Annotated in this window: 22 protein-coding genes and 1 tRNA gene; 16 read left to right on the forward strand and 7 right to left on the reverse strand. The window is 67.0% G+C overall.

Annotation, left to right across the window (positions count from 1 at the left end):
* Positions 1-9 precede the first annotated feature (9 nt).
* The 4 genes from trpB to D4766_RS01205 all read left to right on the forward strand — a co-directional run bounded on the left by trpB (position 10) and on the right by D4766_RS01205 (position 4,231).
* On the forward strand, positions 10-1,221 hold the full coding sequence (gene trpB, locus D4766_RS01190; RefSeq protein WP_120715809.1) for a tryptophan synthase subunit beta: 1,212 nt from the start codon (positions 10-12) through the stop codon (positions 1,219-1,221).
* The gene (gene trpA, locus D4766_RS01195; RefSeq protein ID WP_120715810.1) at positions 1,218-2,009 is read left to right on the forward strand and encodes a tryptophan synthase subunit alpha; all 792 of its coding nucleotides are present in this window, start codon (positions 1,218-1,220) and stop codon (positions 2,007-2,009) included. The genes trpB and trpA overlap by 4 nt, the downstream gene beginning before the upstream one ends.
* Positions 2,006-2,854, forward strand: coding sequence for an acetyl-CoA carboxylase, carboxyltransferase subunit beta (accD, locus tag D4766_RS01200; protein WP_120715811.1), 849 nt, complete (start codon positions 2,006-2,008; stop codon positions 2,852-2,854). Before trpA ends, accD begins: the two co-directional genes overlap by 4 nt.
* A gap of 90 nt (positions 2,855-2,944) precedes the next feature.
* Positions 2,945-4,231, forward strand: a complete 1,287-nt coding sequence (locus D4766_RS01205; protein WP_120715812.1) for a bifunctional folylpolyglutamate synthase/dihydrofolate synthase — start codon at positions 2,945-2,947, stop codon at positions 4,229-4,231.
* On the opposite strand, the gene D4766_RS01210 is transcribed toward D4766_RS01205, so the two are convergent.
* Entirely contained in the window at positions 4,228-5,946 is a 1,719-nt protein-coding gene (locus D4766_RS01210) for an AmpG family muropeptide MFS transporter (protein ID WP_120715813.1), read from the reverse strand. The genes D4766_RS01205 and D4766_RS01210 overlap by 4 nt on opposite strands.
* Before the next feature lie 73 nt (positions 5,947-6,019).
* Between D4766_RS01210 and D4766_RS01215 the strand changes: the two genes are divergently transcribed.
* From D4766_RS01215 to rsmD, 3 genes are read left to right on the forward strand one after another with little or no spacing between them, the layout of a single operon-like run.
* A complete protein-coding gene (locus D4766_RS01215; RefSeq protein WP_120715814.1) occupies positions 6,020-7,177 on the forward strand; it encodes an aromatic ring-hydroxylating oxygenase subunit alpha in 1,158 nt (385 codons plus the stop codon).
* Positions 7,178-7,195: 18 nt separating this feature from the next.
* Positions 7,196-7,981, forward strand: a complete 786-nt coding sequence (locus D4766_RS01220; protein WP_120715815.1) for a pseudouridine synthase — start codon at positions 7,196-7,198, stop codon at positions 7,979-7,981.
* Positions 7,982-8,003: 22 nt separating this feature from the next.
* Positions 8,004-8,549 carry a 16S rRNA (guanine(966)-N(2))-methyltransferase RsmD gene (rsmD, locus tag D4766_RS01225; protein WP_120715816.1) on the forward strand — a complete coding sequence of 182 codons (546 nt, stop codon included), beginning with the start codon at positions 8,004-8,006 and terminating at the stop codon, positions 8,547-8,549.
* Positions 8,550-8,632: 83 nt separating this feature from the next.
* On the opposite strand, the gene D4766_RS13960 is transcribed toward rsmD, so the two are convergent.
* On the reverse strand, positions 8,633-9,295 hold the full coding sequence (locus tag D4766_RS13960) for a hypothetical protein (RefSeq protein ID WP_234024845.1): 663 nt from the start codon (positions 9,293-9,295) through the stop codon (positions 8,633-8,635).
* 104 nt (positions 9,296-9,399) lie between these two features.
* Here D4766_RS13960 and D4766_RS01235 point away from each other — a divergent pair, with 104 nt between their 5' ends.
* From D4766_RS01235 to D4766_RS01245, 3 genes are all read left to right on the forward strand, one after another.
* Entirely contained in the window at positions 9,400-11,700 is a 2,301-nt protein-coding gene (locus D4766_RS01235; RefSeq protein ID WP_120715817.1) for an ATP-dependent helicase, read from the forward strand.
* A 149-nt stretch (positions 11,701-11,849) separates the two neighbouring features.
* Complete coding sequence (locus tag D4766_RS13900; protein WP_194955780.1) at positions 11,850-12,449, forward strand: YMGG-like glycine zipper-containing protein; 600 nt, start codon at positions 11,850-11,852, stop codon at positions 12,447-12,449.
* A gap of 18 nt (positions 12,450-12,467) precedes the next feature.
* A complete protein-coding gene (locus D4766_RS01245) occupies positions 12,468-13,811 on the forward strand; it encodes a L,D-transpeptidase family protein (RefSeq protein WP_120717978.1) in 1,344 nt (447 codons plus the stop codon).
* On the opposite strand, the gene D4766_RS13660 is transcribed toward D4766_RS01245, so the two are convergent.
* The 3 genes from D4766_RS13660 to D4766_RS01260 all read right to left on the reverse strand — a co-directional run bounded on the left by D4766_RS13660 (position 13,812) and on the right by D4766_RS01260 (position 16,706).
* Entirely contained in the window at positions 13,812-14,105 is a 294-nt protein-coding gene (locus D4766_RS13660) for an energy transducer TonB (protein WP_162935613.1), read from the reverse strand.
* 516 nt (positions 14,106-14,621) lie between these two features.
* Entirely contained in the window at positions 14,622-16,025 is a 1,404-nt protein-coding gene (locus D4766_RS01255) for a DEAD/DEAH box helicase (RefSeq protein WP_120715819.1), read from the reverse strand.
* Positions 16,026-16,151: 126 nt separating this feature from the next.
* Positions 16,152-16,706 carry a hypothetical protein gene (locus tag D4766_RS01260; RefSeq protein ID WP_120715820.1) on the reverse strand — a complete coding sequence of 185 codons (555 nt, stop codon included), beginning with the start codon at positions 16,704-16,706 and terminating at the stop codon, positions 16,152-16,154.
* A gap of 95 nt (positions 16,707-16,801) precedes the next feature.
* Here D4766_RS01260 and D4766_RS01265 point away from each other — a divergent pair, with 95 nt between their 5' ends.
* Together D4766_RS01265 and D4766_RS01270 are read left to right on the forward strand one after the other, a co-directional pair.
* Positions 16,802-18,250: an FAD-binding oxidoreductase gene (locus D4766_RS01265; protein WP_120715821.1), complete on the forward strand. Its 1,449-nt coding sequence runs from the start codon at positions 16,802-16,804 to the stop codon at positions 18,248-18,250.
* Between the two features lie 73 nt (positions 18,251-18,323).
* On the forward strand, positions 18,324-19,115 hold the full coding sequence (locus D4766_RS01270; RefSeq protein ID WP_120715822.1) for a SapC family protein: 792 nt from the start codon (positions 18,324-18,326) through the stop codon (positions 19,113-19,115).
* A gap of 235 nt (positions 19,116-19,350) precedes the next feature.
* Here D4766_RS01270 and D4766_RS01275 read toward each other — a convergent pair whose 3' ends face one another.
* Complete coding sequence (locus D4766_RS01275; RefSeq protein ID WP_234024846.1) at positions 19,351-20,298, reverse strand: N-formylglutamate amidohydrolase; 948 nt, start codon at positions 20,296-20,298, stop codon at positions 19,351-19,353.
* 108 nt (positions 20,299-20,406) lie between these two features.
* On the opposite strand from D4766_RS01275, the gene cpdR reads away from it, so the two are divergent.
* From cpdR to D4766_RS01295, 4 genes are all read left to right on the forward strand, one after another.
* The gene (cpdR, locus tag D4766_RS01280) at positions 20,407-20,796 is read left to right on the forward strand and encodes a cell cycle two-component system response regulator CpdR (protein WP_325049096.1); all 390 of its coding nucleotides are present in this window, start codon (positions 20,407-20,409) and stop codon (positions 20,794-20,796) included.
* 90 nt (positions 20,797-20,886) lie between these two features.
* Positions 20,887-20,961 (forward strand) — tRNA-Val (locus D4766_RS01285).
* Between the two features lie 116 nt (positions 20,962-21,077).
* Positions 21,078-22,301, forward strand: a complete 1,224-nt coding sequence (locus D4766_RS01290; RefSeq protein ID WP_120715824.1) for an NADP-dependent isocitrate dehydrogenase — start codon at positions 21,078-21,080, stop codon at positions 22,299-22,301.
* Between the two features lie 95 nt (positions 22,302-22,396).
* Entirely contained in the window at positions 22,397-24,058 is a 1,662-nt protein-coding gene (locus D4766_RS01295; protein WP_234024847.1) for a bifunctional GNAT family N-acetyltransferase/carbon-nitrogen hydrolase family protein, read from the forward strand.
* Here the strand turns inward: D4766_RS01295 and D4766_RS01300 are convergent.
* On the reverse strand, positions 24,055-25,464 hold the full coding sequence (locus D4766_RS01300) for a B12-binding domain-containing radical SAM protein (protein WP_234024848.1): 1,410 nt from the start codon (positions 25,462-25,464) through the stop codon (positions 24,055-24,057). The genes D4766_RS01295 and D4766_RS01300 overlap by 4 nt on opposite strands.
* Between the last annotated feature and the right edge of the window lie 298 nt (positions 25,465-25,762).

Genomic DNA, 25,762 nt, shown 5'->3' on the forward strand with positions numbered 1-25,762 from the left:
GACCGTCCGATGGAATCGACACCCAACTCCTACCGCAACCAGCCAGACGAACGCGGGCATTTCGGCGACTACGGCGGCCGCTACGTCGCGGAAACGCTGATGCCGCTGATCTTCGAGTTGGAGACCGCCTATCGCGCGGCGAAGGCCGACCCGGCGTTCCAGGCACAGTTCGACGATCTGATGGAGCACTATGTCGGCCGGCCCAGCCCGCTCTATTTCGCGGAACGGCTGACCGAGGCGCTCGGCGGGGCGCAGGTGTGGTTCAAGAGAGACGAACTCAATCACACCGGCGCGCACAAGATTAACAACTGCATCGGCCAGATCCTGCTCGCGATCCGCATGGGGAAGACGAAGATCATCGCCGAGACCGGCGCGGGCCAGCACGGCGTCGCCACCGCCACCGTTTGCGCGCGGTTCGGCCTGCCGTGCACGATCTTCATGGGCGCGACCGACGTCAGCCGCCAGCAGCCCAACGTGTTCCGGATGAAGCTGCTGGGCGCGGAAGTGATCCCGGTCACCAGCGGCGCGGCGACGCTGAAGGACGCGATGAACGAGGCGCTGCGCCACTGGGTCGCGCACGTCGAGGACACGTTCTACATCATCGGCACCGCCGCCGGCCCGCATCCCTATCCCGAGCTGGTGCGCGACTTCCAGAGCGTGATCGGCAAGGAAGCCCGCGAACAGATGCTCGCCCGCACCGGCCGCCTGCCCGACCTGCTCGTCGCGGCGATCGGCGGGGGCAGCAACGCGATCGGGCTGTTCCACCCGTTCCTCGACGATGCCGACGTCAGGATGCTTGGCGTCGAAGCGGCGGGGCACGGGCTCGACAAGCAGCACGCGGCCAGCCTTGCGGGCGGCTTTCCCGGCGTGCTCCACGGCAACAAGACCTACCTGCTGCAGGACGAGGACGGCCAGATCGCCGAGGCGCACTCGATCAGCGCGGGCCTCGACTACCCCGGCATCGGACCCGAGCACGCCTGGCTCAAGGACACTGGCCGCGTCGAATACACCGCCGTCACCGACGACGAGGCGCTCGACGCCTTCCAGCTGCTCTGCCGCACCGAGGGCATCATCCCCGCGCTCGAACCCAGCCACGCCATCGCCGCAGTCGCCAAGCGCGCGAAGGAGATGGACCGCGACGCGGTGATCCTCACCAACCTGTGCGGGCGCGGCGACAAGGACATTTTCACCGTCGCCGAGGCGCTGGGAGTGGAGATGTGAGCCGGTTAACGGCTGCCTTCGCCAAGGGCCGCCCCGCGTTCGTCGCGTTCATCACCGCGGGGGACGGCGACACCGCGGCCAATCTCGACGCGCTGGTCGCGGGGGGTGCGGACGTGATCGAGCTGGGGATGCCGTTCACCGACCCGATGGCCGACGGCCCGGCGATCCAGAACGCCAACCTGCGCAGCCTCGGCGCGGGCACGACCACCGCCGACGTGCTCGCCATCGCGACCGCGTTCCGCGCGCGCCATCCCGAGGTGCCGCTGGTGCTGATGGGCTATGCCAACCCGATGGTCCGCCGCGGGCCCGATTGGTTTGCGCAGGCCGCCAAAGCCGCGGGAGTCGACGGGGTGATCTGCGTCGACATCCCGCCCGAGGAGGACGACGCGCTCGGCCCTGCCCTTCGCACCGAGGGGATCGACCTCATCCGCCTCGCCACACCCACCACTGACGCCGCGCGGTTGCCCGCGGTGCTCGAAGGTTCGAGCGGGTTCGTGTATTACGTTTCGGTCGCCGGGATTACCGGGCTGCAGCAGGCCGCGACCGGCTCGATCGCGAGCGCTGTCGCGCGGCTGAAGGCGGCGACCGACCTGCCGATTGCGGTCGGCTTCGGCGTGCGCACCGCCGAACAGGCCGCCGCGATCGCGCAAGTGGCGGACGGCGTCGTCGTGGGCTCCGCGCTGGTTGACCTGTGCGAGCAGCACGGCGCAAACGCACCGGAACACATACAGGCGCTGGCCGCTTCCATCAGCGAAGCCGTCCACGCCGCAACACGAGAAACCGCATGAGCTGGCTCAGCCGCGTTCGCAACGCCCTGCCCTTCGCCCCCAAGCGCGAGACGCCCGACGCCCTGTGGGTGAAGTGCCCCAGTTGCCAGGAAATGATTTTCGCCAAGGAGTACGAGGAAAACCTCTACGTCTGCCCGCGGTGCGAACATCACGGACGGATCAACGCCGACACGCGCCTCGCGCAACTGCTCGATCCGGGTTTCGACCTGCTCGCCCAGCCCGAGGTAAAGGAAGACCCGCTCAAGTTCCGCGACACCGCGAAGTACACCGACCGCCTGAAGAAGGCGCGCGCGGCGAACCCGCACCGGGATGCGTTCAGCGTCGGCTCGGGCACGATCGACGGCCGCCCGGCCGTGGTCGGCGTGCAGGACTTCAGCTTCATGGGCGGCAGCATGGGCATGGCCGTGGGCACCGCCTTTGTGCAAGGGGCCGAACGCGCCCTGTCGCGCCGTTGCCCCTACATCGTCGTCACCGCGGCGGGCGGCGCGCGCATGCAGGAAGGCATCCTCAGCCTGATGCAGATGCCCAAGGCGACCGTGATGACCCGGCGGCTGAAGGAGGCCGGCCTGCCTTACATCGTGGTGTTGACCGACCCCACGACAGGCGGCGTCACCGCCAGCTACGCGATGCTCGGCGACGTCCAGATCGCGGAGCCCGGCGCGCTGATCGGCTTCGCCGGACAGCGGGTGATCCAGGACACGATCCGCGAACAGCTGCCCGAAGGCTTCCAGCGCGCCGAGTACCTGCTGAAGCACGGGATGATCGACATGGTCGTCCCGCGCAAGGAACTGAAGGGCACGCTGGCGACGCTGATCGATTACCTCAGCCCGAAGAAGGCGGCGTGATTTACGTCATCCCAGCGAAAGCTGGGATCTCTTGCCGCGAGCGCCGAGCCCGAGGAGAGCGATCCCAGCTTTCGCTGGGATGACGGACCCATGAAAGACTTCGCGACCTCGTCCGACCCTGCGGTCCAGGCGCAGCTCGACCGGCTGGCCGGATTGTCGCTGCCGCAGGGGCGGTTCGGGCTGCAGACGATCCGGGCATTGCTGGCCCGGCTGGGCGATCCGCAGACGCGGTTGCCGCCCGTATTCCATGTCGCCGGGACCAACGGCAAGGGTTCGACGTGCGCCTACCTGCGCGCGATCCTGGAGGCTGACGGCAAGGTCGTCCATGCAGCTACCAAGCCGCACCTCGTCCGCTACAACGAGCGTATCCGGATTGCGGGCGCGCTGATCTCCGACGCGGAACTGGCCGAACGGCTGGCGACTGTGCTGGACGCAGGCCAAGACCTCGCCCCCAGCTTCTTCGAAGTGACGACCGCCGCCACGTTTCTCGCCTTCGCCGAATCCCCGGCCGATGCGTGCATCGTCGAGGTCGGGCTCGGCGGACGGTTCGATGCCACGAATGTAATCGACGCGCCAGCGGCCTGCGGCATCGCCAGCCTCGGCATCGATCACGAGGCGTTTCTCTTGGCGCCGGAGGACGGCACGCCCGACGAACCCATCGCCCGCATCGCGTTCGAGAAGGCGGGCATCGTCCGCCCCGGCCGTCCGCTGGTGACGCAAGGGTATGTCGAGGCCGCCGAGCTCGAGATCGAGCGAGCCGCGCTCGCCGCCGGGTCGCCGCTCCACATGCGCAGCCGCGACTGGTCCGCCGCCGCGGGGGCGGTGATCGAATACGAGGATCGGCACGGCCGCCTCGCTTTACCTCTCCCCGCCCTGCCCGGCGCGCACCAGGCCGACAACGCCGCGCTGGCGGTGGCGATGCTGCGGCATCAGGACTTTGTGAGCGTGGGCACCGAGGCGCTCTCTGCCGGCATCCGGTCGGCGCGCTGGCCGGCGCGGCTCCAGCGGCTCGGTACGGGGCCGTTGACGGCGGTCGCCGCCGGGCGGGAGGTTTGGCTGGACGGCGGACACAATGCCGATGCGGGCGAGGCCATTGCGCGCCATTTCGGCGGGCCGGTGCATCTCGTCATCGGGATGCTCGCCAACAAGAACCCGGCCGCGATCGTCGGTCCGCTGGCGGGCCGCATAGCCAGCCTGTCGGTCGTACCGGTGCCGGGAAGCGACAGCCACCCGGCCGAAGCCTTCGGCGGTACCGCACGCGCGGATGTCGCCGCTGCGCTCGCCGCGATCCCGGACGATGGGCATCCAGTCCTGATCGCGGGGTCGCTTTACCTTGCCGGAGAGGTCCTTCGCCGCAACGACGAAGTGCCGGACTAGGTCGCCGCCGACGGCGCTTCGGGAGCGACTTCGCCGCGGTGCCCGGTCTTCGCCTGCCGCCACCATTCGAAACACACGAGGACCATCGCGCCGAGCCCGATCCACGTCGTCAGGATGAAGATCGGGTAGTAGCCCTGCCCCTCGATCATCTGGCCGAGCGCACCGCGGCCGAGCGTTCCGATGAGCAGCGTGAGCGAGGAAAGCAGCGCGTACTGCACCGCGCTGAACCGCTTCGACACGATCGAGCTGAGCCACGCGATGTAGGCGGCGCCCGCGATGCCGGTGGCGAGGTTTTCGCCCCCGATCGTCACCATCAGCCGCGCCAGTTTCTCGCTTCCCCCGGGGAAGCTGGAAATGAGCGCGGAGAACCCGGTCGCATCCGCCACCACGCCCATCACCCGGCCGCCGCTCGCCATGTCGGCATAGAGCAAATTGGTGAGCGAGGCGAGGAGCCCGCCGATCAGCAGCGTCGGCATCCGGCCGAGCGCGGTCAGCATCCACCCGCCGAGCGCCAGCCCGGCCACGATCGCGCCGACGCCGAAGAACTTCGAGGCCACCGCGACCTCGTCCTTCGTGTAGCCGAGTTCGGTGAGGTAGAAGGGATAGGCGAACGTGCCCCAGATCGCGTCGCAGATCCGGTAAGTCAGCACGACCGCGAGGATCAGCACCAGCGCCCAGCCAAGACGGCCGACGAACTCCTCGAGCGGAAGCACCAGCGCACGGTAGAGGTAGTCGGCGAAGTAGGCCCCGCCCCGCGCCGGCGGTGCGTCGGCAGCGAGCAGGTTCTCGCCCTTGCGCCGCTGGCTGGCGAGCCATCCGGCGATGAGAGCCGGCAAGATGATCGTCGCCACGATGATCCACGGACCCCATGTGGCGGTGAACTCGGTCGGATCGGGCCGTGCATCGGGCGCCGCCGTCATGGAGCGGATCATGAAGTTGAGCAGGACTGCGATCGTGCCCACCCACAGCAGGCCGACGATCGCGAGTGCACGGTAGCGGACCGAAGGCACGATCCCGCCGGCATCGCGCAGCGCGCGGACCTGCAGGTCGCTCTCGTCGGCAGTCGCGGTGCTGTCGGTCTCCGCGTTGGGCGCGAACAATCCCGCCGCGCCGATCGCGAGCAGGATCACGCCGAGCGTCGCATAAGTCTGCGGCCAGCCGATCCGCTCGGCGATGATCAGCGCCAGCGCGCCGCCCACCAGCGAGGACAGCCGGTAGCCCATCTGGTAGACGGTGCTCAGGATATCGAGCGTCGCCTCCTCGTCGGCGATGTCGATGCGCCAGGCGTTGATGGCGATGTCCTGCGTCGCGCTGGCAAAGGCGCCGATCCCGGCAAGAAGGCTGAACGTCCCGAGCGCGCTCTTCGGATCGAGCAGGCTCATGGTCACGAGGATCGCGCCAAGGATCGCCTGACACGGCACGATCCACTGCTTGCGCTTGCCGAGCTTGCGCAGCACCGGCACGTCCACCTTGTCGATCAGCGGCGACCACAGGAACTGGAAGGCGTAGGCAAGCCCGATCAGGCTGAATACGCCCATCGTCTCGAGGTCCACCTCGGCCTCGGTCAGCCAGGCGAACAGCGTGCCGAGGAACAACGCGAACGGCAACCCGCTGGCGAACCCGAACAGCAGCATGAACCCGGTCTTGCGGTTGTTCAGCGCGCGGCCCAGCACGCGCCAGCTCGACGGCTTTCTCGCTGCTTCGACTTCGGCCATTCCCTCGCGTCCTTCCCGTTGCGCCGCTTTCGTGCGACACTTAGCGCCGCAAGAGGAATAAGGAAGGCTCGCCATGAACGAGGCCACAACGCTTGGGGGAAAACGGCCGACCGACGGACAGCTGGCGCTGGCCGAGGCGCTGGTGCGCGGCGACACCCGCGCGGCGACGGGGATAACCCGGGTGCCCGCATCCGCGTACACCGATCCCGATCACTTCGCGCGCGAGAAGGCCGCGCTGTTCGGCCGCCTGCCGCAAGTGCTGATGCCGAGCGCGCTTCTGCCGGAGCCGGGCATGGCGGTGCCGCACGACCAGACCGGACGCCCGCTGCTCGTCACCCGCGACAAGGCGGGCACGGTACACGTGTTCCTCAATGTCTGCCGCCACCGCGGAACGCGGCTGGTCGAAGGGACCGAGGCCGAATGCGCGGCTCGGCTGGTGTGCCCGTATCACGCATGGACCTACCGCCTCGACGGCGAACTCCTTGCCCTCCCCCGGCCCGACAGTTTCCCCGGGCTCGACAAGGCCGACTTCCATCTCGCCGAACTCCCGTCGCGCGAGGCGGGCGGGCTGATCTGGTTCTCTCCGGTCGAAGATACGGATTTCACCCATGCCGAAACTCTCGGCGCCGATATGGATGCCTTCGGTGCGGCCGATCATTTTCTGTTCCGCCGCAAGACGCACAGCGTGGCAGGGAATTGGAAGCTGATCATGGACGCCTTCCTCGAAAGCTATCACGTCACCCGGCTGCACGCGAAGACGATCGGCCCGTTCTTCAAGGACGGGGTGACCAGCGGGGACCACATCGGCCCCCATGCCCGCAGCGCGGTCGGCCGGGTCGACGAACTTGACGGCATCGACCTTACCGACATGGCCGCGCTGCGCCGCCGGGTTACCTTCGCCTACCAGTTGCTGCCCGCAACCGTCATCATTCCCAGCCCCGACTATATAAACGTCATGTGCCTGTGGCCGCAGGCGGTGGACCGCACGCTGGTGGAGGATTTCATGCTGATCCCCGAACCGCCCGCCACCGAAAAGGCGCGCGACCACTGGGAACGGTCTTGGGCTCTGCTCGACGGCGGCGTATTCGCGAGCGAGGACTTCCGCGCGGCCGAACTCGGCCAGCAGGGCCTCGCGACCGGCGCGGTGCCGTATCTCACGCTCGGCAACCTCGAAGCCGGGATCAGCCGCTTTCACGAGACCGTAGGCGAGGCGTTGCGCGCGGCGAACTGACGGCGTAGGCGGCCCGCCATGCCCCCGACCGACAAGAGACCCGCCAATACGAAGCCCGCGGGCGAACGGATCGCCAAGCTGCTCGCACGCGCAGGCGTCGCATCGCGGCGAGAGGTCGAGCGCATGATCGCGGACGGACGCGTGGCGGTGGACGGCAAAGTGCTCGACACCCCGGCCACGATCCTGCCCAACCTGAAGGGCGTGTCAGTGGACGGCAAGCCGGTGGCGGCGGCCGAACAGGCGCGCGTCTTCGCCTTCCACAAGCCGTCGGGCCTGCTGACGGCGGAGCGCGATCCGAAGGGACGGCCGACGATCTATACCGCGCTGCGCAACGCGCTCCCCAAGAGCGCGCCGCGCGTGATGCCGGTGGGCCGGCTCGACATGAACACCGAAGGCCTGCTGCTTCTCACCAACGACGGCGAACTGAAACGCGCGCTTGAACTGCCCGCGTCGAACGTGCCGCGCACCTACCGCGTCCGCGCTTTCGGGGAGATCACCCAGGCGCAGCTCGACGACCTGATCGAGGGGGTGGAGATCGACGGAGTCCGCTACGGCAAGATCGAGGCGGACCTGGAAGGTGCGGCCCGGAGCGGAAAGGGCGGCCGCAACCAGTGGATCGTCATGACCCTGACAGAAGGCAAGAACCGGGAGGTGCGCCGCGTGCTCGAACACCTCGGCCTGCAAGTCAGCCGCCTGCTCAGGGTCGGATACGGTCCGTTCAACCTCGGCGATCTGCCGCGCGGCGCAGCGGTCGAGATCGCGCAGGCGCAAGTCGAGAAGCTGCGCAAGTCGCTCCGCTCGTGACGGTGCCGGTGAGGTCTCTGGCATGAGGATCGTCGCGGGCGAGTGGCGCGGGCGGAAGCTGGTGGCGCCGAAAGGCGACGCGACGAGGCCGACGGCAGACCGGACGCGCGAAACCGTGTTCAACATGTTGACCAGCCGCATCGGCGATTTCCAGGGGCTCTCCGTCGCCGATCTGTTCGCCGGCTCGGGCGCGCTGGGGCTGGAGGCGCTCTCGCGCGGTGCGGCATCGTGCCTGTTCGCGGAGCAGGACGACGCGGCGCTCAAGACCATCCGCGCCAACATCGATGCGCTGGGAGCGCGAGCCCGCACGGAGGTGCGGGGCGGATCGGTAATGGCATTGGGGGCGGCCCACGCCGCTTATGACCTGATCCTGCTCGACCCGCCCTATGGCACCGGTGCGGCGTCGGTCGCGCTCGACCGGCTGCTGCGGCTCGGTTGGATCGGCGAAGGCACCTGGATCGCGGCCGAGACAGGCGGCACCGAAACGGTCGATGTCGCGGGTCTGACCCTCGAAGTCGAGCGCAAGGTCGGCAAGGCGAAGCTCTCCCTGCTGCGCCGCGCGAACTGAAACTCACCGGTCGGCGTAGTCCCGACGCAGGAAGGGCGCCCCTTTCGGAGCGCCCTTCACGTTTCACCGGTTCAGGCGAAACCTCAGTTCATCGGCTTCTTGCCCGGCATCTCGCTGGCGGGCTGGCCCGGCCAGTAGTTCAGCGGGCGGGTGCCGGTCTTGTTCTTTTCCCACGAATTGATGCAGCCATCCTGCTGGTTCTTGGTGCAGACCGGAAGGTCGGCGGCATTCGTCAGGTTGGCCGAGGCTGTCGACGAAGCGGGGGTGGTCTGAACGACCTCACCGGCGACGAAACGCGGGCTCATCGTGCTGGCGCTGGCGGACGCGGTCGTGGCGGCCATGGCCGTGTTCGACGCGTTCGACGACGGCATCGTGCCCGAGCTCGTGTTTCCGGTCGCGCCCGTCGCGCCCGAAGCGGGCATACCGGCCATCTGCCGCTCGATTGCGGTCCAGGCCTGGACGCGCTGTTCCGGCGTCATGCCGTAGACGCGCGCACGCTGTTCGTCCGTCAGGACCCACCAGCCGTCGGCCTGCGTCGGGGTCAGCGTCCAGTAGTAGGTCTGGTAGGTGCTGGGCCAGGCAGTGTACATCGTCTGGCGCTCGGCGGGCCAGCCGTCGTACATCGTCTGCTGGGCGTCGGTCATCACATAGGCGTTACCGGCGGCATCGACCGCCATGGTCGTCTGGGCGGCGGCGGGGACGGCAAGAGCCAGTGCGGCGGCACCGGCGAGGATCAGCTTGTTCATCGGGTTTCTCCGTGTTGTCTGTCGGCTGCTCTACGCGTTGGGCGGTATGGCGGTTCCGGCCCGCCCTTGCGCACGCCCTCCATGTTCCCTAGCTGTTCGCCCCAGTGACCTCGCCCGACCCCGCCCTTCCCGCCATCACGGACCTTCCCGCCTACGCGGCGAACCTCAACGCGCCGCAACAGCAAGCCGTTCTGACGACGGAAGGCCCGGTATTGATGCTGGCCGGCGCCGGCACGGGCAAGACGGCGGCTCTCACCGCACGGCTCGCACACCTCGTCGCGATGCGGCTCGCGTGGCCGAGCGAGATCCTGTGCGTCACGTTCACCAACAAGGCGGCCCGGGAGATGCGCGAGCGTGTCGGCCGCCATATCGGACAGGCGGTGGAAGGCATGCCGTGGCTCGGCACCTTCCACTCGATCGGCGCCAAGATGCTGCGTCGCCACGCCGAACTCGTCGGGTTGCAGTCGAACTATACGATCATCGATACCGACGACCAGATCCGCCTGCTGAAGCAGCTGATCACCGAAAACGACGTCGACGAGAAGCGCTGGCCCGCACGCCAGCTTGCCGGACTGCTCGATCGTTGGAAGAACCGCGGGCTCAATCCCGGCGATCTCGATGCTGTCGAGAACGAGGCTTACGCCGATGGGCGCGGGCAGCAGTTCTACACGCTGTATCAGGATCGGCTGAAGGCGCTGAACGCCTGCGATTTTGGCGACCTGCTCCTGCACATGCTGAACATCTTCCGCCGGGAAACCCAGGTGCTGCGGCACTACCAGCAGCGCTTCAAGTACATCCTCGTCGACGAATACCAGGATACCAACCAGGTCCAGTACCTGTGGCTCCGCCTGCTCGCGCAGGAGCGCAAGAACATCTGTGTGGTCGGCGACGACGATCAGTCGATCTATTCGTGGCGCGGGGCGGAAGTCGCGAACATCCTGAAGTTCGAGAAAGACTTCCCCGGCGCGGCGGTGATCAAGTTGGAACAGAACTACCGCTCCACCCCCGACATCCTCGCAGCGGCCAGCGGCCTCATCAACGCGAACAGCGAGCGGCTCGGCAAGACTCTGTGGACCGAGTTGAACCACGGCGAGAAGGTCCGCGTCATCGGCGTGTGGGACGGGCCCGAGGAAGCGCGCCGCGTGGGCGAGGAGATCGAGCGGCTGGAGCGCGAGGGCGCCGGGCTCGACCAGGTCGCGATCCTCGTACGTGCACAATATCAGACGCGCGAGTTCGAGGACCGCTTCATCCAGATCGGCATGAACTACCGCATCGTCGGCGGCTTCCGGTTCTACGAACGCGCCGAAATCCGCGATGCGCTCGCCTACCTGCGCGTGATCGCGCAGCCGGCCGACGACCTGGCGTTCGAGCGCATCTACAACCAGCCCAAGCGCGGGCTCGGCGCAAAGACGCTGGAGCAGATGCACCGGCACGCCCGCGCCACCGGCTTGCCGCTGGCCGCCGCCTCGCTCCAGCTCGCCGACAGCGACGAACTACCGGCGCGCGCGCGCGGGACCATCGCCCAGTTGATGGGCCACTTCCTGCGCTGGCGCGACATGGCTGAAACAACCTCGCCGGCCGAACTCCTGCGCACGGTGCTCGCGGAAAGCGGCTACGACGCGATGCTCAAGGCCGACCGCAGCGCCGAAGCAGCCGGCCGCGCCGACAACCTCAGCGAACTCGCGCGGGCGATGGAAGAGTACGACACGCTGCAGGATTTCCTCGAACACGTTGCGCTGGTGATGGACAACGACCGGAACGATGGCGGGGAAAAGGTCACGATCATGACCATTCATGCCGCCAAGGGGCTGGAGTTCGATCACCTGTTCCTGCCCGGGTGGGAAGAAGGCGTCTTCCCCAGTCAGCGCGCGCTCGACGAGGGCGGTCTCGCCAGCCTAGAGGAAGAGCGACGCCTTGCCTACGTGGCTATTACCCGTGCGCGGCAGCGCTGTACGATCATCCACGCGGCCAACCGCCGCATCTACGGGCAATGGACGAGCTCCATCCCGAGCCGCTTTGTCGGCGAGCTGCCTAAGGATCATATAGAAGAAGAGACGACGCTCACCGGCGGCGCCAGCCTCTGGCGCGCGCAGATGAGCGAGCACGACGATCCCTTTGCGCACCTCGCCCGGGAGCAGCCCGCGCGCACGATGACGCGCGGGCCCGGATGGCAGCGCGCACTGACCAGCGGCTACGACCCCGCCCCCGCGCGCATCAAGGAAACGACGCGCAGCGCCGCGAGCTTCGCGGCGAAGCCGCGCGCCGACATCGCGGTCGGCCAGCGGGTCTTCCACGACAAGTTCGGATATGGCGAAGTTCTGGGACAGGAAGGCAACAAGCTCGAGATCGAGTTCGAGCAGGCCGGACGCAAGCGTGTGATCGACAGCTTCGTCACCGCCGCCTGAGGCGCCGCCGCCATTTCGCCGTCGAGCCTCTCGGCGCCTTCTTTCTTAACATCGGAACGCAGTGCCCGACCCGGCGTTGGGAGTCCCGGACGGGGGAGCGATTGGTCGCGAGCGAAGCGGCTCGTGCAAAAAACAAAAGGGAATACGCCATGAGAATGACTCTCCTTGTGCTCGCCGCAGCTGCTCTGCCCCTCGGCGCCTGCACCTCGTACAACAACGACAGCACGCTGCGCAGCGCCGGAACCGGTGCCGCGATCGGTGCGGCCGGCGGTGCCGGCATCGCTGCCATCGCGGGCGGCAACCTGCTGACCGGCGCGGCGATCGGCGCGGCCGTTGGCGGTCTCAGCGGCGCGGTCTGGGCCGACCGCAACAACGACGGCCAGACCGATGGCTACACCTACAACGGCCAGTACTACGAAGGCGCGCCGGCCGGTTACACCGGGAACTCGGCGGGCTACGACACCGCCTACGCAACGCCTGCCCGTCAGTGCCAGAACGTCGGCAGCACTGCGCTGAAGACCGGTGCGGCCGGCGCAGCCGTGGGTGCTGGTGCCGGTGCCCTGATCGGCGGTCTCGGCGTGCTCGAAGGCGCGGCGATCGGTGCGGCCGTCGGCGGCCTCGGCGGCGCGGTCTGGGCCGATTCGAACAACGACGGCTGCGTGGACGGCTACATCCGCGAGGGCCAGTACTACTCCGGTTCGCCTGTCGTTCAGCCGACGAACACCACGTATACCGGCGAACGAGGCTAACAGAATATGGCGAGCGTCATGAATACCGTACGAAACACCGTCGGCCGAGTGACGCTCGCCGCTTGCACGGGCGCGCTGCTGGTTTGCAGCGCGCCCGCGTTTGCCGCCCCCGCCAGTTCCGATCTGGCCGTCCGATCGGAAATCGCGCGCAAGGCCGACGACCTCTCTGCATTCTACCGCGCTCGCGGCGACAGGCCGCTGTGGATCGCGCCCGACGGGCGGGTCAGCGGTGCGGTCGACAATCTTCTAGCGCGGCTGGAGAGCGCCCAGTTCGACGGGCTCGCCCCACGCACCGTGCGCAACCTCGACACCCGCAATCTGCGCCGCGCGCTCGACCGTGCCCAGCGCGGCGACCCCAAGTGGGTGGCTCGCGCCGATGTCGCCGTGTCCGAACTGTTTGCCAGCTACGTCCGGGCTATGCGCGGCGCGAGCCACTCGGAAATGATTTACGAAGGACCCGCGCTGGCACCGATCGTGCCGACTGCCGTATCGGTCCTCGACGCCGCCGCCCAGGCACCTTCGCTCGACGCTTACGTGCGCGAGATGGGCTGGATGCACCCGCTCTATGCGCCGCTTCGCGATGCGATGAACACGCGCCTCTATGACGAAACGAGGCGCGCGACGATCTGGGAAAACCTCGATCGTATCCGCGCGCTGCCGGCGACCCCGGCGGATCGCTATGTCCTCGTCGACGCGGCCAGCGCGCGGCTCTGGATGTACGAGAACGGCAAACCGGTCGATTCGATGAAGGTCGTGGTCGGCAAGTCGGAATCGCAGACCCCGGCGATGGCCGGTTTCCTGCGCTATGCCATCGTGAACCCGTACTGGAACGTACCGACCGATCTCGTTCAGACCGGCACGGCGAACCACGTGCTGAAGAACGGCGTCGGATACCTGCGGAAGAACGGCTACGAAGTTCTCTCCGGTTTCGACGATGGCGCCACCGTGATCGATCCCAAGACGATCGACTGGCGTGCAGTCGCCAACGGCACCGCCCCCGCCCCGCGCGTTCGGCAGAAGCCGGGCGGCAGCAACTTCATGGGCGCAGTGAAGTTCGAATTCCCCAACGCGCAGGGCATCTATTTGCATGATACACCCGAACGCGCGCTGCTGAAGGCGGACGATCGCCAGTTCAGCAACGGCTGCGTCCGGCTGGAGGATGCCGAGCGGTTCGGTAAATGGCTGATGGGCACTTCGATCGCAAAGCGGGCCAAGGCGCCCGAGCAAAGGATCGATCTGCCCACGCTGGTGCCCGTCTACATAACCTATCTCACCGCGCTGCCCGGAGAGAAGGGCATCGTCTTCCGCGACGATGTCTACGGCCGCGACAAGAGCCGGACCATGATGGCCTACGGCGGTTGATCACCGCATCCGGCGGGTCGACCAGGTAAAGTCCGTCTGCAGGTATGTCTCGACCGGCTTCCCGGCCTCGTCGGTCGCGGGCTGGAAGCGGTAACGTTCGACGAACAGACGGCACGTCAGGTCGTCGAAGATCGCGTGACCGCTCGATTTCACAACATTGCACCTGTCCACGCGCCCGTCGGTGCGTACGCGGAAGCCGATGACGACCGTTCCTTCTAGCCGGGCAGAGCGCGCGGCACGCGGATAGTCGCTGTCGCGCAGGGCGCCGGCGATCCGCCGTGCAGGTGTGTCCACGGCCCCCTGCCCCCCGCCACCGGTTCCTCGTCCCACACCCCCGGCGCCTTGCCCGCTACCGGTCTCGCCCGCACCGCTCGCTACAGCGCGACCCTCGCCCGCGGCCGCCGCCGCGGGCCGGGATGAGAGGGGGACCGCAGCCGCGGGTGCCTCGACGGGAAGCGCGGCCTTCTGCGGAGCTTCCGGGGCTGGCGCAGCGGCCGGCGCATCTTCCGCGGTATTCTCGACCGGGGGCGGCGGTGGAGGTTGCGGCGGCAAGTCCACCGACACGGTGATGCTGGGCAAGGCTTCGCGCGGTTCGGGTACCGAAGCGGCGAACGACAGACCCCAGATCAGACCGGCCGCCAGGAGGGCATGGATGCCCAGCGTCGCGCCGATTGCAGCTAGCCGGTTATCTGGTTGCCGAACGTATGCCATCGCAAGCAGGGAAACGCAGCAAAACCCGGATAGGCTCCGCAGCGCCGAGCCCCATCGAACAGGCTACCGCGACCCCGGATGGCCGCGGCCGAACGGGATTCAGTTGAAACCCTGAGACAGGAAACCGGGTACCGGACCGTTCCATTCGCCCGGTGCGCTGGGCAGGCCGTCGTCGCGGTCGAAGCGGCGCGCCGGACGATCCCGCTCGGATCGGCCCGACCTTGCACTGTCGTCGCGCGTCGATCGTTCTTCGGGCCGGCTGTCGCGGTCTTGCTCGCGTTCGCGGCGGCGCGGCTTGCTTTCGGGGCGGTCCTCGCGCCGGGCCGTGTCGTGATTTTCCGGCGCGGGCCGCGCCTCGGGTTCGGGCGCCTTCAGTTCGACGCGCACGTCGCTCTTGCCGAAAACCGAAACCGGCGCGCCGGTCAGCTTCTCGACGTTGGCGATCGCTTCGGCGTCTTCCTCGGACACGAAGGTGAATGCCCGCCCCTTGGCGCCCGCGCGACCGGTGCGGCCGATGCGGTGGACGTAGTCGTCGGGGTGCCAGGGGGTGTCGAAATTGAAGACGTGGCTCACGCCCTTGATGTCGAGCCCGCGGGCCGCGACATCGCTGGCAACGAGGATGTTGACGTCGCCCGACTTGAACCGCTCGAGTTCCTTGAGACGACTCGACTGGTCCATGTCGCCGTGGATTTCGCTGGAGGCGAACCCGTGGCGCTGCAGGCTCTTGTTGAGTTCGCGCACCGTCGTCTTGCGATTGGCAAAGATGATCGCCGTCTCGACCAGGTCGTTGTTGAGCAGCCAGCGCAGCGTCGAACGCTTGTCGCGCGATTTCACCGGCACCTTGAACGCGGTGATGTTCTCGTTGGTGGAGGCGCGCCGGCTGACCTCGATCCGCTTGGGATTGGTGAGGAACTTCTTCGCAAGGCTCTCGATCGGCTTCGGCATCGTGGCCGAAAACAGCATCGTCTGCCGGGTTTCGGGAAGCTTCGAACAAATGAACTCGATGTCGGGGATGAACCCCATGTCGAGCATCCGGTCCGCTTCGTCGATGACGAGAAGCTCGCATCCCGTGAGCAGAATCTTGCCGCGCTCGAACAGGTCCATCAGGCGGCCGGGCGTGGCGATCAGGATGTCGACGCCTTCGTTCAGCGCCTTGAGCTGGTCGCCCATTTGTACGCCGCCGATCAGCAGCGCCATCTTGAGATCGTGGTTCGTGCCGTATTTCTCGAAGTTCTCGGCGACCTGCGCGGCGAGTTCGCGCGTGGGTTCGAGGATCAGCGAGCGCGGCATCAGCGCGCGGCGGCGGCCGTTCGCCATGATGTCGATCATCGGCAGCACGAAGCTGGCGGTCTTGCCGGTGCCGGTCTGGGCGATGCCGATGATGTCCTTCATCATCAGGACCGGCGGGATCGCCTGCGCCTGGATCGGCGTGGGTTCGGTATAGCCGGCGGATTCGACGGCTTTGAGCAGTTCGGGGGATAGGCCGAGGTCGGCGAAGGTCATGCAGTCTCGATTTTTGAGAGGATTCGGCGGGCGGAGCGCCCGTTCGCAACGTGCGCATCACGCCCGCCACGATCCGCGCGCGGGCCTGCCCGCACAGACGGGAAAAGTCAAGGTTTCAGCGGGCGCTCAGTCGGAAACGGCGACGAGCTGGCGCATCCGGCCGAGCGCGCAGTTAGCCCCGGCCCGCGAATGGAGCTTGTCGCGGTCGACGCAGAGCATGCCGTCCTTGCTCCGCTCGACGTAGAAACCGGAATAGAAATCGCGGGCGTTGCACGCCTTTTCGAGGCTGGCCGAGATCAGCCGGCGGTCGCGCATGAACAGCAGCAGCCGCCCGCCGGCATCGGGCCGGACCGCGGCGATCCCCGCCACCGGCACGCACTTGCCCATCTTGCGTTCGGTCAACCGCGGCGGGACCGACATCTGCGGCATTTCGGCGAACATTGCCGGACGCATCGATGAACTCGCCGGCGCGATCCGGATGACGACACGCTGTTCGATGCGGACCTGCTGCGCGGCCGGGACGGCGGCGGCGTCGATCGTGTTGAGTGCTTCGCCCTTCGCGGATTCGATCCGCTCCACCCGCGGAAGCAGCGCCGTATCGGCGTCGGACGACGGCGAAGCCCCGCCGGGAAGCGGGGCCAGCAGCGCGAGCGGCGCCAGGAGGAAGAGCGATGCGTGCATCAACAAGCGATCCGGGCTCTGCGCTTAGCCGCCCCGGTTGAATACCGGCTTAATCCCTCGCGCCGGGGCCGCAAGATGTGGCAAGGACACCGCCGATGACCACGCACGATGCATTCCTGTCCGAAGCCGCCGACCTCCTCGGCCCGCGCGGGCTGACTCGCGATTCCGACCTCCTCGCCCCCTGGCTCACCGACTGGCGCGGCCGGTTCACCGGTGCGGCGCTGGCGATGGCATCACCCGCCAGCACGGCCGAAGTGGCCGCCTTGGTCAAACTCTGCGGCCGTCACGGGATCCCCGTGGTTCCGCAAGGCGGCAACAGCGGCATGTGCGGCGGCGCGACGCCCGACGGCGCGGGCACTGCCCTCCTCCTCTCGCTGCGCCGTATGGACACGATCCGCTCGTTCGATCCGGATGCGCGCCAGGTCGTCTGCGAGGCGGGCGTGATCCTCCAGACCCTGCACGAAACCGCTGCGACGAAGGACCTGCGCTTCCCCCTCACCCTAGGCGGGAAGGGATCGGCCACGATCGGCGGCCTCGTTTCGACCAATGCCGGCGGCACGCAAGTGCTGCGCCACGGGACGATGCGCGCGCAGGTGCTCGGCCTCGAGGCCGTGCTGGCCGATGGCTCGGTTTTCTCCTCGCTCGTTCCGCTCAAGAAAGACAATCGCGGTTTCGACCTCAAGCAGCTCCTCATCGGATCGGAAGGAACGCTCGGCATCGTCACCGCCGCGACGCTGCGCCTGCTGCCCGCGATCGCCGACCGTCGCGTGCTATGGGCCGGTGTCGAATCGCTCGAGACGGCACGTGCGCTGCTGCTCCACGCGCAGGACATGGCCGGCGATGCGCTGGAGGGGTTCGAGGTTCTGGCACAGGACACGCTCGACGACGTGCTGCACCACATGCCGGCGGCGCGTGCGCCGCTCGGCGGCCGGCATCCCTGGCACGCGTTGATCGAACTCGTCGCGGAAGGGTCAGCGGCCGATCGCCTGCCGGACCTTGCCGAAACTCTCCTCGCCAGCGCGCTCGAGAAAGGCCTGCTCGAAGATGCGGCGATTGCCGCCAACGAAACACAGGCCGAAGCCTTCTGGGCCTTGCGCGACGCGATCGCCCCGGCGGAGCGCGAGAAGGGACCGGCGGTCCAGCACGACATTTCGGTCGCGGTCGAACGGATGCCCGCGTTCGTCGCAGAGGCGGTGCCCGCGATCGAGGCCGCATGGCCCGGAACCCAGGCGATCGGGTTCGGCCACCTTGGCGACGGGAACATCCACTTTCACGTGATCGCCCCGCCCGGCGTCGATGCGCTCGCATGGCAAAGCGGCGACGGCAAGGCGATCAGCGAGCAGGTCTACGACATCGTCCATGCGTTCGACGGTTCGATCAGCGCCGAACACGGCATCGGCCAGCTGAAGCGCGACACGCTGGCCCGGCTCGGCGACCCCGCGTCGCTGGCGATGATGCGGGGCGTGAAGGCCGCGCTCGACCCTGCCGGCCTGCTCAACCCCGGCAAACTGGTGCCGCTTGCGCCTGCCGGGACGAACCCCTAAAGCGCGCGCTTCCCGGCCAGCGGACCATCGCGCCCGCGCGCCACAGACATATCCAGCCCACCGGAGACGCTCGATGGCGACCGCGCCGCAACCCAGCCTGCCCCTGTTCTATCAGGACCTCATGCCGCTCAACAGCCGCGACCATGCGAAGTGGCATACGAAGTCGATGGACGCAATCAAGTGGGCGGCGGGCCACCACGCCATTCCGCTGACGGTCGAGGAATTCATTCCCGCGCAGCGCGATTTTCCCATCGTGTTCAGCTCGGGCGAGAACACCGTTCCCCTCGCGCTTATGGGTCTCAACGAAGGCGTGAACGTCTTTCTCGACGACGACGGCAAGCCGGTCGGCGAATTCTACCTTCCCGCCTACGTGCGCCGCTACCCCTACCTCCTCGCCAGGCTCACGCCCGAAGCGGAAGAGCTGTCGCTGTGCTTCGACCCGACGTGCGACGCGCTCGGCGAATTCGAGGACGGCAACGCGCTGTTCGATGCCGACGGCAACCCGGCCGAACCGGTGAAGATGGCGCTCGAATTCTGCGACAACTTCGAACAGGCCGGCGCCAAGACCCAGGCCTTCATCGAGGAAATCCAGAAGCACGACCTGCTGATGGACGGCGAGATCGCCATCACCCGCGACGAAGAGCCCGGGAACCCTTATGTCTACCGCGGCTTCCGCATGATCAACGAGGAAAAGCTGCGCGGCCTCGACGCCCAGACGATCAAGCAGTGGACCGAGAACGGCATCATGCCGATCCTGTTCGCGCACCTGATGTCGCTCGACATGATGCGGGTCATCTTCCAGCGCCAGTTCGAACAGGGCAAGGCGCCGCAGCAGACCCAGCAGGTCGTCGACGCCCCCGCGTGACCCGATCGCCGCCGGGGGCGCGCGCGGCGTACGACACGCGGCGAACCGCCCCTGGCACGCGACCGGACGGGTCTTGAAACAGGTTCGGCGAGGGACTACTTTCGCCTTACCCGGTTCGCGCTTCCCTCATGGCCGGATCGGGTTGGTACACTGCGGTGTACCTCCTCCCTGAACCTTGGCCACCTGGTGCATCGCACCAGGTGGTTTTTTCTTGCCTCTCGGGGTTTACCGCCCCCTATTCCGCCGCCAGCGGCAGCCTGTCGTTGCCGCGGCGGGCGACCTCTTCCGCCAAGTCGCTTACCAATCCCGACAGCAGCCGTGCCACCCCGGCGAAACGGCCGCTGGGCTCGGCAAGGCGTGCGTCGAGGTAAGTCGTGCGGCACACTTCGATCTGGAGCGCGTGGATACCCCGCGCCGGCTTGCCGTGCCGGTCGAGCACGTACCCGCCCGCATAGGGCCGGTTGTGCGCCGCCGGTCGGCCGTGCCGCGCGAAATAGTCGATCGCGGCGGTGGCGATGCTCCTGTCGCAACTGGCGCCGAACCGGTCGCCGATCACGAACCGGCTGCCCGCCCCCTCGTCCGCGGGCCCATCCGCCCCCCCGTCCGCCCGTGCCTTCAATGGCGGCATCGAATGCAGATCGATCAGCAGCGCAGCGCCCCATCTGTCCCGCAAAGTCTCCAGCGCCCCTGCCAGCGCGGCATGATATGGAGTGTGGATCTCATCGATCCGCTTACCGAGATCGGCGGCCGTCAGCCGCCCCTTCCATATCTCGCCCAGCCCCTGCAAACGGCGCGGCACGAGGCCCAGCCCGCCCCGCGCGCGGCGGTTGGCGAGCGAGTGGCGCGTCCGGGTTCCGGCGGGCGGACCCTCCACCACCATCGACCAGTCCATGTCGTCGGGCGAACGGTTGAGATCGATCATGGCGCGCGGGGCGTGCGCCACGAGCAGCGCGGCGCCGGTGGCGGCGGCGACCGCGCGGGCCAGATGATCGACGTGGCGATCTTCCAGCCGCAGCGCCGCGAACTGCGGATCGCGCATGCGTTCGACGATGGCGGGCGTGTATTCGCGTCCCCCGTGCGGGGCGGCGACGAGAACCGGCAGCGGGCTTCCTTCGGACTGGAACATGGTGAACGCCGGACTCGCGGTGCCCGGTATCGTCCCGCCCTGATTTGGCGCTTGCAAGACCCCGTCCATCAGGACCGGGAATACCCGCGTACGGCCGTGTGTCAAAGCTGGCCGATGGTCCATCGCGCCAAAGATTTCTTAATCGCAGCGTGGTAAAGGCGCGTGATGAACACGATGACCCCGATCCGCATCCTCCTCGCCGAAGACGAGGACGCGATGCGCACCTATCTCGCGCGCGCGCTTGAGAACGCCGGCTACGAAGTGGTCGCGGTCGATCGCGGCACCGACGCGATTCCGCATCTCGAATCGGACCAGTTCGACCTGCTTTTATCGGACATCGTGATGCCGGAAATGGACGGCATCGAACTCGCCCAGAGGTGCAACGAACTGTCGCCAGGCACGAAGGTCATGTTCATCACCGGCTTTGCCGCCGTCACGCTGAAGGCCAGCCGCGAACAACCGCGCGCCAAGGTTCTGTCGAAACCCTTCCACCTCAAGGACCTGGTGCTCGAAGTGGACCGCATGTTCGGGACCGAAGCTGCGGCGAGTATCTGATCGGCCGCATTGACCACTTGCGGTTCGCGAAACGGCTCGCTAATGGGCCCGCCTGCCCCGGATCACATCCGGGGGTTCGCTCGATGGTGTGGGCGTATAGCTCAGTGGTAGAGCACTATGTTGACATCGTAGGGGTCGCAAGTTCAATCCTTGCTACGCCCACCATCGAATAAGCCCGAAGGCGCCGCGAAAGCGGCGCCTTTCGCGTTTGGGGGCCCCACCTTGCGCCCTCCTGCCGCCGTGCTAGAGCGCGGCCAACCTTTTCAGACAGCAGGACGCACATGGACAAGATCAAGGTGAAGAACCCCGTCGTCGAGATCGATGGCGACGAGATGACCCGGATCATCTGGGAATGGATTCGCGAGCGGCTGATCAAGCCCTACCTCGACATCGACCTCCACTACTACGACCTCTCGGTCGAGAAGCGTGACGAGACCGACGACCAGATCACCGTCGATGCGGCCAACGCCATCAAGCAGCACGGCGTGGGCGTGAAGTGCGCCACGATCACGCCGGACGAGGCGCGGGTCGAGGAGTTCAGCCTCAAGAAGATGTGGAAGAGCCCCAACGGCACGATCCGCAACATCCTGGGCGGTGTGGTCTTCCGCGAACCGATCGTGATCGACAACGTGCCGCGGCTGGTGCCCGGCTGGACCGATCCGATCGTGGTCGGCCGCCACGCCTTCGGCGACCAGTACCGCGCCACCGACACGCTCATCCCCGGCCCCGGCAAGCTGCGGCTGGTCTTCGACGGCGAGGACGGCACGAAGATCGATCTCGACGTGTTCGATTTCCCCAGCGCCGGGATCGCGATGGCGATGTACAACCTCGACGACAGCATCCGCGACTTTGCCCGGGCGAGCTTCAACTACGGGCTCAACCTCGGTTGGCCGGTGTACCTCAGCACCAAGAACACGATCATGAAAGCCTACGACGGGCGCTTCAAGGATCTGTTCGAAGAGGTCTACAACACCGAGGGCTTCGCCGAGAAGTTCAAGGAAAAGGGCATCCACTACGAGCACCGCCTGATCGACGACATGGTCGCATCCGCGCTCAAGTGGTCGGGCAAGTTCGTGTGGGCGTGCAAGAACTACGACGGCGACGTGCAGTCCGACGTCGTGGCGCAGGGCTTCGGTTCGCTCGGCCTGATGACCAGCGTGCTCATGGCGCCCGACGGCAAGACCGTGGAGGCCGAGGCGGCGCACGGTACCGTCACCCGCCACTACCGCCAGCACCAGCAGGGCAAGGCGACCAGCACCAACCCGATCGCCAGCATCTTCGCCTGGACCCGCGGCCTCATGTACCGCGGCCAGTTCGACGACACGCCCGACGTGGTGCGGTTCGCCGAGACGCTGGAGCAGGTCTGCATCCGCACCGTGGAAAGCGGCAAGATGACCAAGGACCTCGCGCTCCTGATCGGCCCGGAACAGGCTTGGATGACGACCGAGCAGTTCTTCGAGGCGATCGTCGAGAACCTCGAGACGGAAATGGCGAACTGGGGCTGAAACCATCGCTCCGCTCGCTCATTGACTGAGCATTGGGACCGGGTCGGCCTGAGGCTGCACCCGGTCCTTTCGTATTTGCCGAACCGAGGGATATCATGGCCAAGGCGACCACCAGGAAGCGGGGCACCGCAGCCCGCGCGAAGACCGAGAAGCTCGGGCAAAAGCGGCTCGACATCCGCAACGCCCGGCCCAAGGACATCCCGGGCATCGCGAACCTCGTACGCCGGGTGTACAACGACATGCCGGCCTACACCCACGGCGAGATCCGCGGCCAGATCAACAACTTCCGCGAAGGCTGCTTCGTCGCCCTGCTCGATGACAACGTGGTCGGCTATTGCGCGACGATGCAGGTCGCCGAAGGGCTGGCCTTCCAGGACCACGACTGGGACGAAATCACCGGCAACGGCTTCGGCAGCCGCCACGATCCCACCGGCGATTGGCTCTACGGCTACGAGATGTGCGTGGACCCCAAGGTGCGGGGCGTGCGCATCGGGCGCCGGCTTTACGAGGAACGGCGCGCGCTGGCCGAGGAACGCGACCTGCAGGGCATCGTCTTCGCCGGCCGCATGCCGAACTATCGCCGCAACAAGCGCAAGGTGGACGGGCCCGGGGACTATCTCGACCAGGTTCTGGCCGGCAAACTCCACGACCCGGTGCTGCGCTTCCAGCTCGCCAACGGGTTCGAGCCGGAGCGGGTCATCGAAGGCTACCTTCCGGAGGACAAGGCATCCGAAGCCAACGCCGTGATGATGGTCTGGCGCAATCCCTACGTGGAGGCGGACCAGCCGGCCAAGAAGCGCCTGCCGCGCGGCGTCGAGAGCGTCCGCGTCGCCACCTGCCAGCTGCAGGCCCGCGCGGTGAAGGACTATGACGAGTTCCTCTCGACGATCCGGTATTTCATCGACGTGGCAAGCGATTACGAAGCAGACTTCATTCTCTTTCCCGAGCTTTTCACGCTGATGCTGCTGAGCTACGAGGAAAAAGAGCTTTCGCCGGTGGAGGCGATCGAGCGACTGTCCGAATACACCCCGCGCCTCAAAGCCGACATCTCCGACATGGCGATGCGGTTCAACATCAACATCATCGCGGGCAGCCACCCGACCCGCATGGACGACGGCGACATCCACAACGTCGCCTACGTTTGCCTGCGCGACGGGTCGGTTCATGAACAGGAAAAGATCCACCCCACCCCCAACGAACGGTACTGGTGGAACATTAAGGGCGGCGACAAGATCGACGTCATCCAGACCGACTGCGGCCCAATCGGGGTGCAGATCTGCTACGACAGCGAATTCCCCGAACTGAGCCGCCGCCTGGCCGACGAGGGCGCACGGATCATCTTCGTGCCGTTCTGCACCGACAGCCGGCAGGGATACCTCCGCGTCAGGTATTGTGGGCAGGCGCGCGCGATCGAGAATCAGTGCTTCGTCGTCCTGAGCGGCAACGTGGGCAACCTCCCCAACGTCGGCAACATGGACATCCAGTACGCGCAGAGCTGCATCCTAACCCCGTGCGACTTCCCTTTCGCGCGCGACGGGATCGCGGCCGAGGCGACCGAGAATGTCGAGACACTGACGATCAGCGACATCAACCTCGCCGACCTCAGTTGGGCGCGTGCCGAAGGCACGGTGCGCAATCTCGCCGACCGCCGGTTCGATCTCTACCGCATAGAATGGGACGAGCACGGCAAACACCCCGGTAAGCCCCGACCCCGCGCCGAGCCCCTGGGCGGCCCGCACGGGCCCGGCGGCGGCTAGCGCAGCGCGGCGCGTGCTCGCGTTCCCGGTACGGGCACATGCGGTATCTCGCCGCGCCGGGTTACCTTCGACAGCACACCTTCCAGCAGCGGCGTCATCGCACCGAGGCGACGCGCCTTGATCACGACGTCCCACAGGGGCTCGAACTTCTTCCAGCCGGCCTCGTAGGCGAAATGTTTCAGCGTATGCTTGGCGGTCCGATGGCTCAGCGCCCCACGCGCGATGTTCGTCCAGCCGTAGAAGTCGCGGTAGGCGCGCCGGTATCCCGCCTCGAGCGCGGCCGCGGTCAGCCTGGCGGGGCGAAAGACCGCGTGCCGGGTATCGTAGAGGTCCCAGTTCTCGCTCGTGATACGTCCCTGCGCGGTCAAGTCCCGGTGGAGTTTGGTGCCGGGATAGGGCGTCTGCACATGGAAAGTCGCCGTGGTCACGCCGTGCCGCACCGCCCAGTCGACCGTGCGATCGAACACGTCGGGTCCGTCGTCGTCCATCCCGAATACGAAACTGCCGTTGATCATGATACCCAGGTCCGACAGGCGCCGGGTCACGGCTGCATAGTCGCGGGCGAGGTTCTGTTTCTTGTTGCAACCGCGCAGGTTGTCGGGGCTGAAGGTCTCGAAACCGACGAAAAGACTGCGCAGGCCCGCCTCTGCCGCTTTTTCGATCAGATCGCCGCGCAGCACGCTGTCGACCGTGGCTGCACCCTGGAACAGCCGGTCCATGCCGCGCATGCCTTCGAACAAGCCCTCGGCGAACCGCCGATCGCCGAGCAGGTGGTCGTCGAGGAAATAGAGGTGCCTGCCCGGCAGTCTCTCGATCTCGCGCAGGGCCTCGTCCACTTTCTGGGTATAGAAACCCCGGCCGCCCGCGAAGAACGCATCCTTGTAGCAGAACGAGCAGTGCTGCGGACATCCCCGAGTGACGACGATCGAGTTGGGCACGAGATAGAGATGTCGCTTGATGAGATCGCGGCGAACCGCCGGAATGCCTTCGATCGTCCGGCCCCCGTCCGAAATGTACCGCGCGCTGGCATGCCCGGCCCGCCAGTCGCGCAGGAAGCAGGGAAACGTCTGTTCGCCCGGCCCCACGAATACGGTGTCGGCATGGCGCGCAGCCTCGTCAGGCAGCGAGGTGACGTGCAGCCCGCCAAGGACGACGTAGCATCCTTTCGCGCGGTAGTGGTCGGCGATGGCATAGGCCCGGTATGCGTTGGTGATGTAAACCTGGATCACGACCAGATCGGGCTCATCGTCGGTCTGGAGACGCTCGACATGATCGTCGACGAGTTCGACATCCCAGTCCGGCGGCAGGAACCCGGCCAGCGTGGCCAGCCCGAGCGGCGGGAACAGTGAATACTTGATCGGCCTGAACAGCGGGCTTTTCGCCTCGGTCAGGGCGGGAAGGATCATCTTAACGTGCATCGCTCGCTCTCCTGTCGTGGGAGACCATCAATGCCCGGCCGCTCGGTGAATGGCATGAGTGGGGGCTGAGAGTTCGCTGAAATCGCCGCGTCCTGCCCGCAACAAAACTGCCCTTCCGCGGCTCCATCCCCGGCAAAAGAACAATTGGTTTTCCTACCGCCGCCGGTTCGCGCTAGCACCCCGCACGATGATGCCGTTCGCCACCTTTGCCCTGCTCCCTGTCCTGGTCCGGCCCTCGAAAGTGGAAGGTGACAAAGGCGACGGGCAATTCGGGCGTTTTACGGAT

This window comes from Tsuneonella amylolytica (assembly GCF_003626915.1).
Taxonomy (GTDB): Bacteria; Pseudomonadota; Alphaproteobacteria; order Sphingomonadales; family Sphingomonadaceae; genus Tsuneonella; species Tsuneonella amylolytica.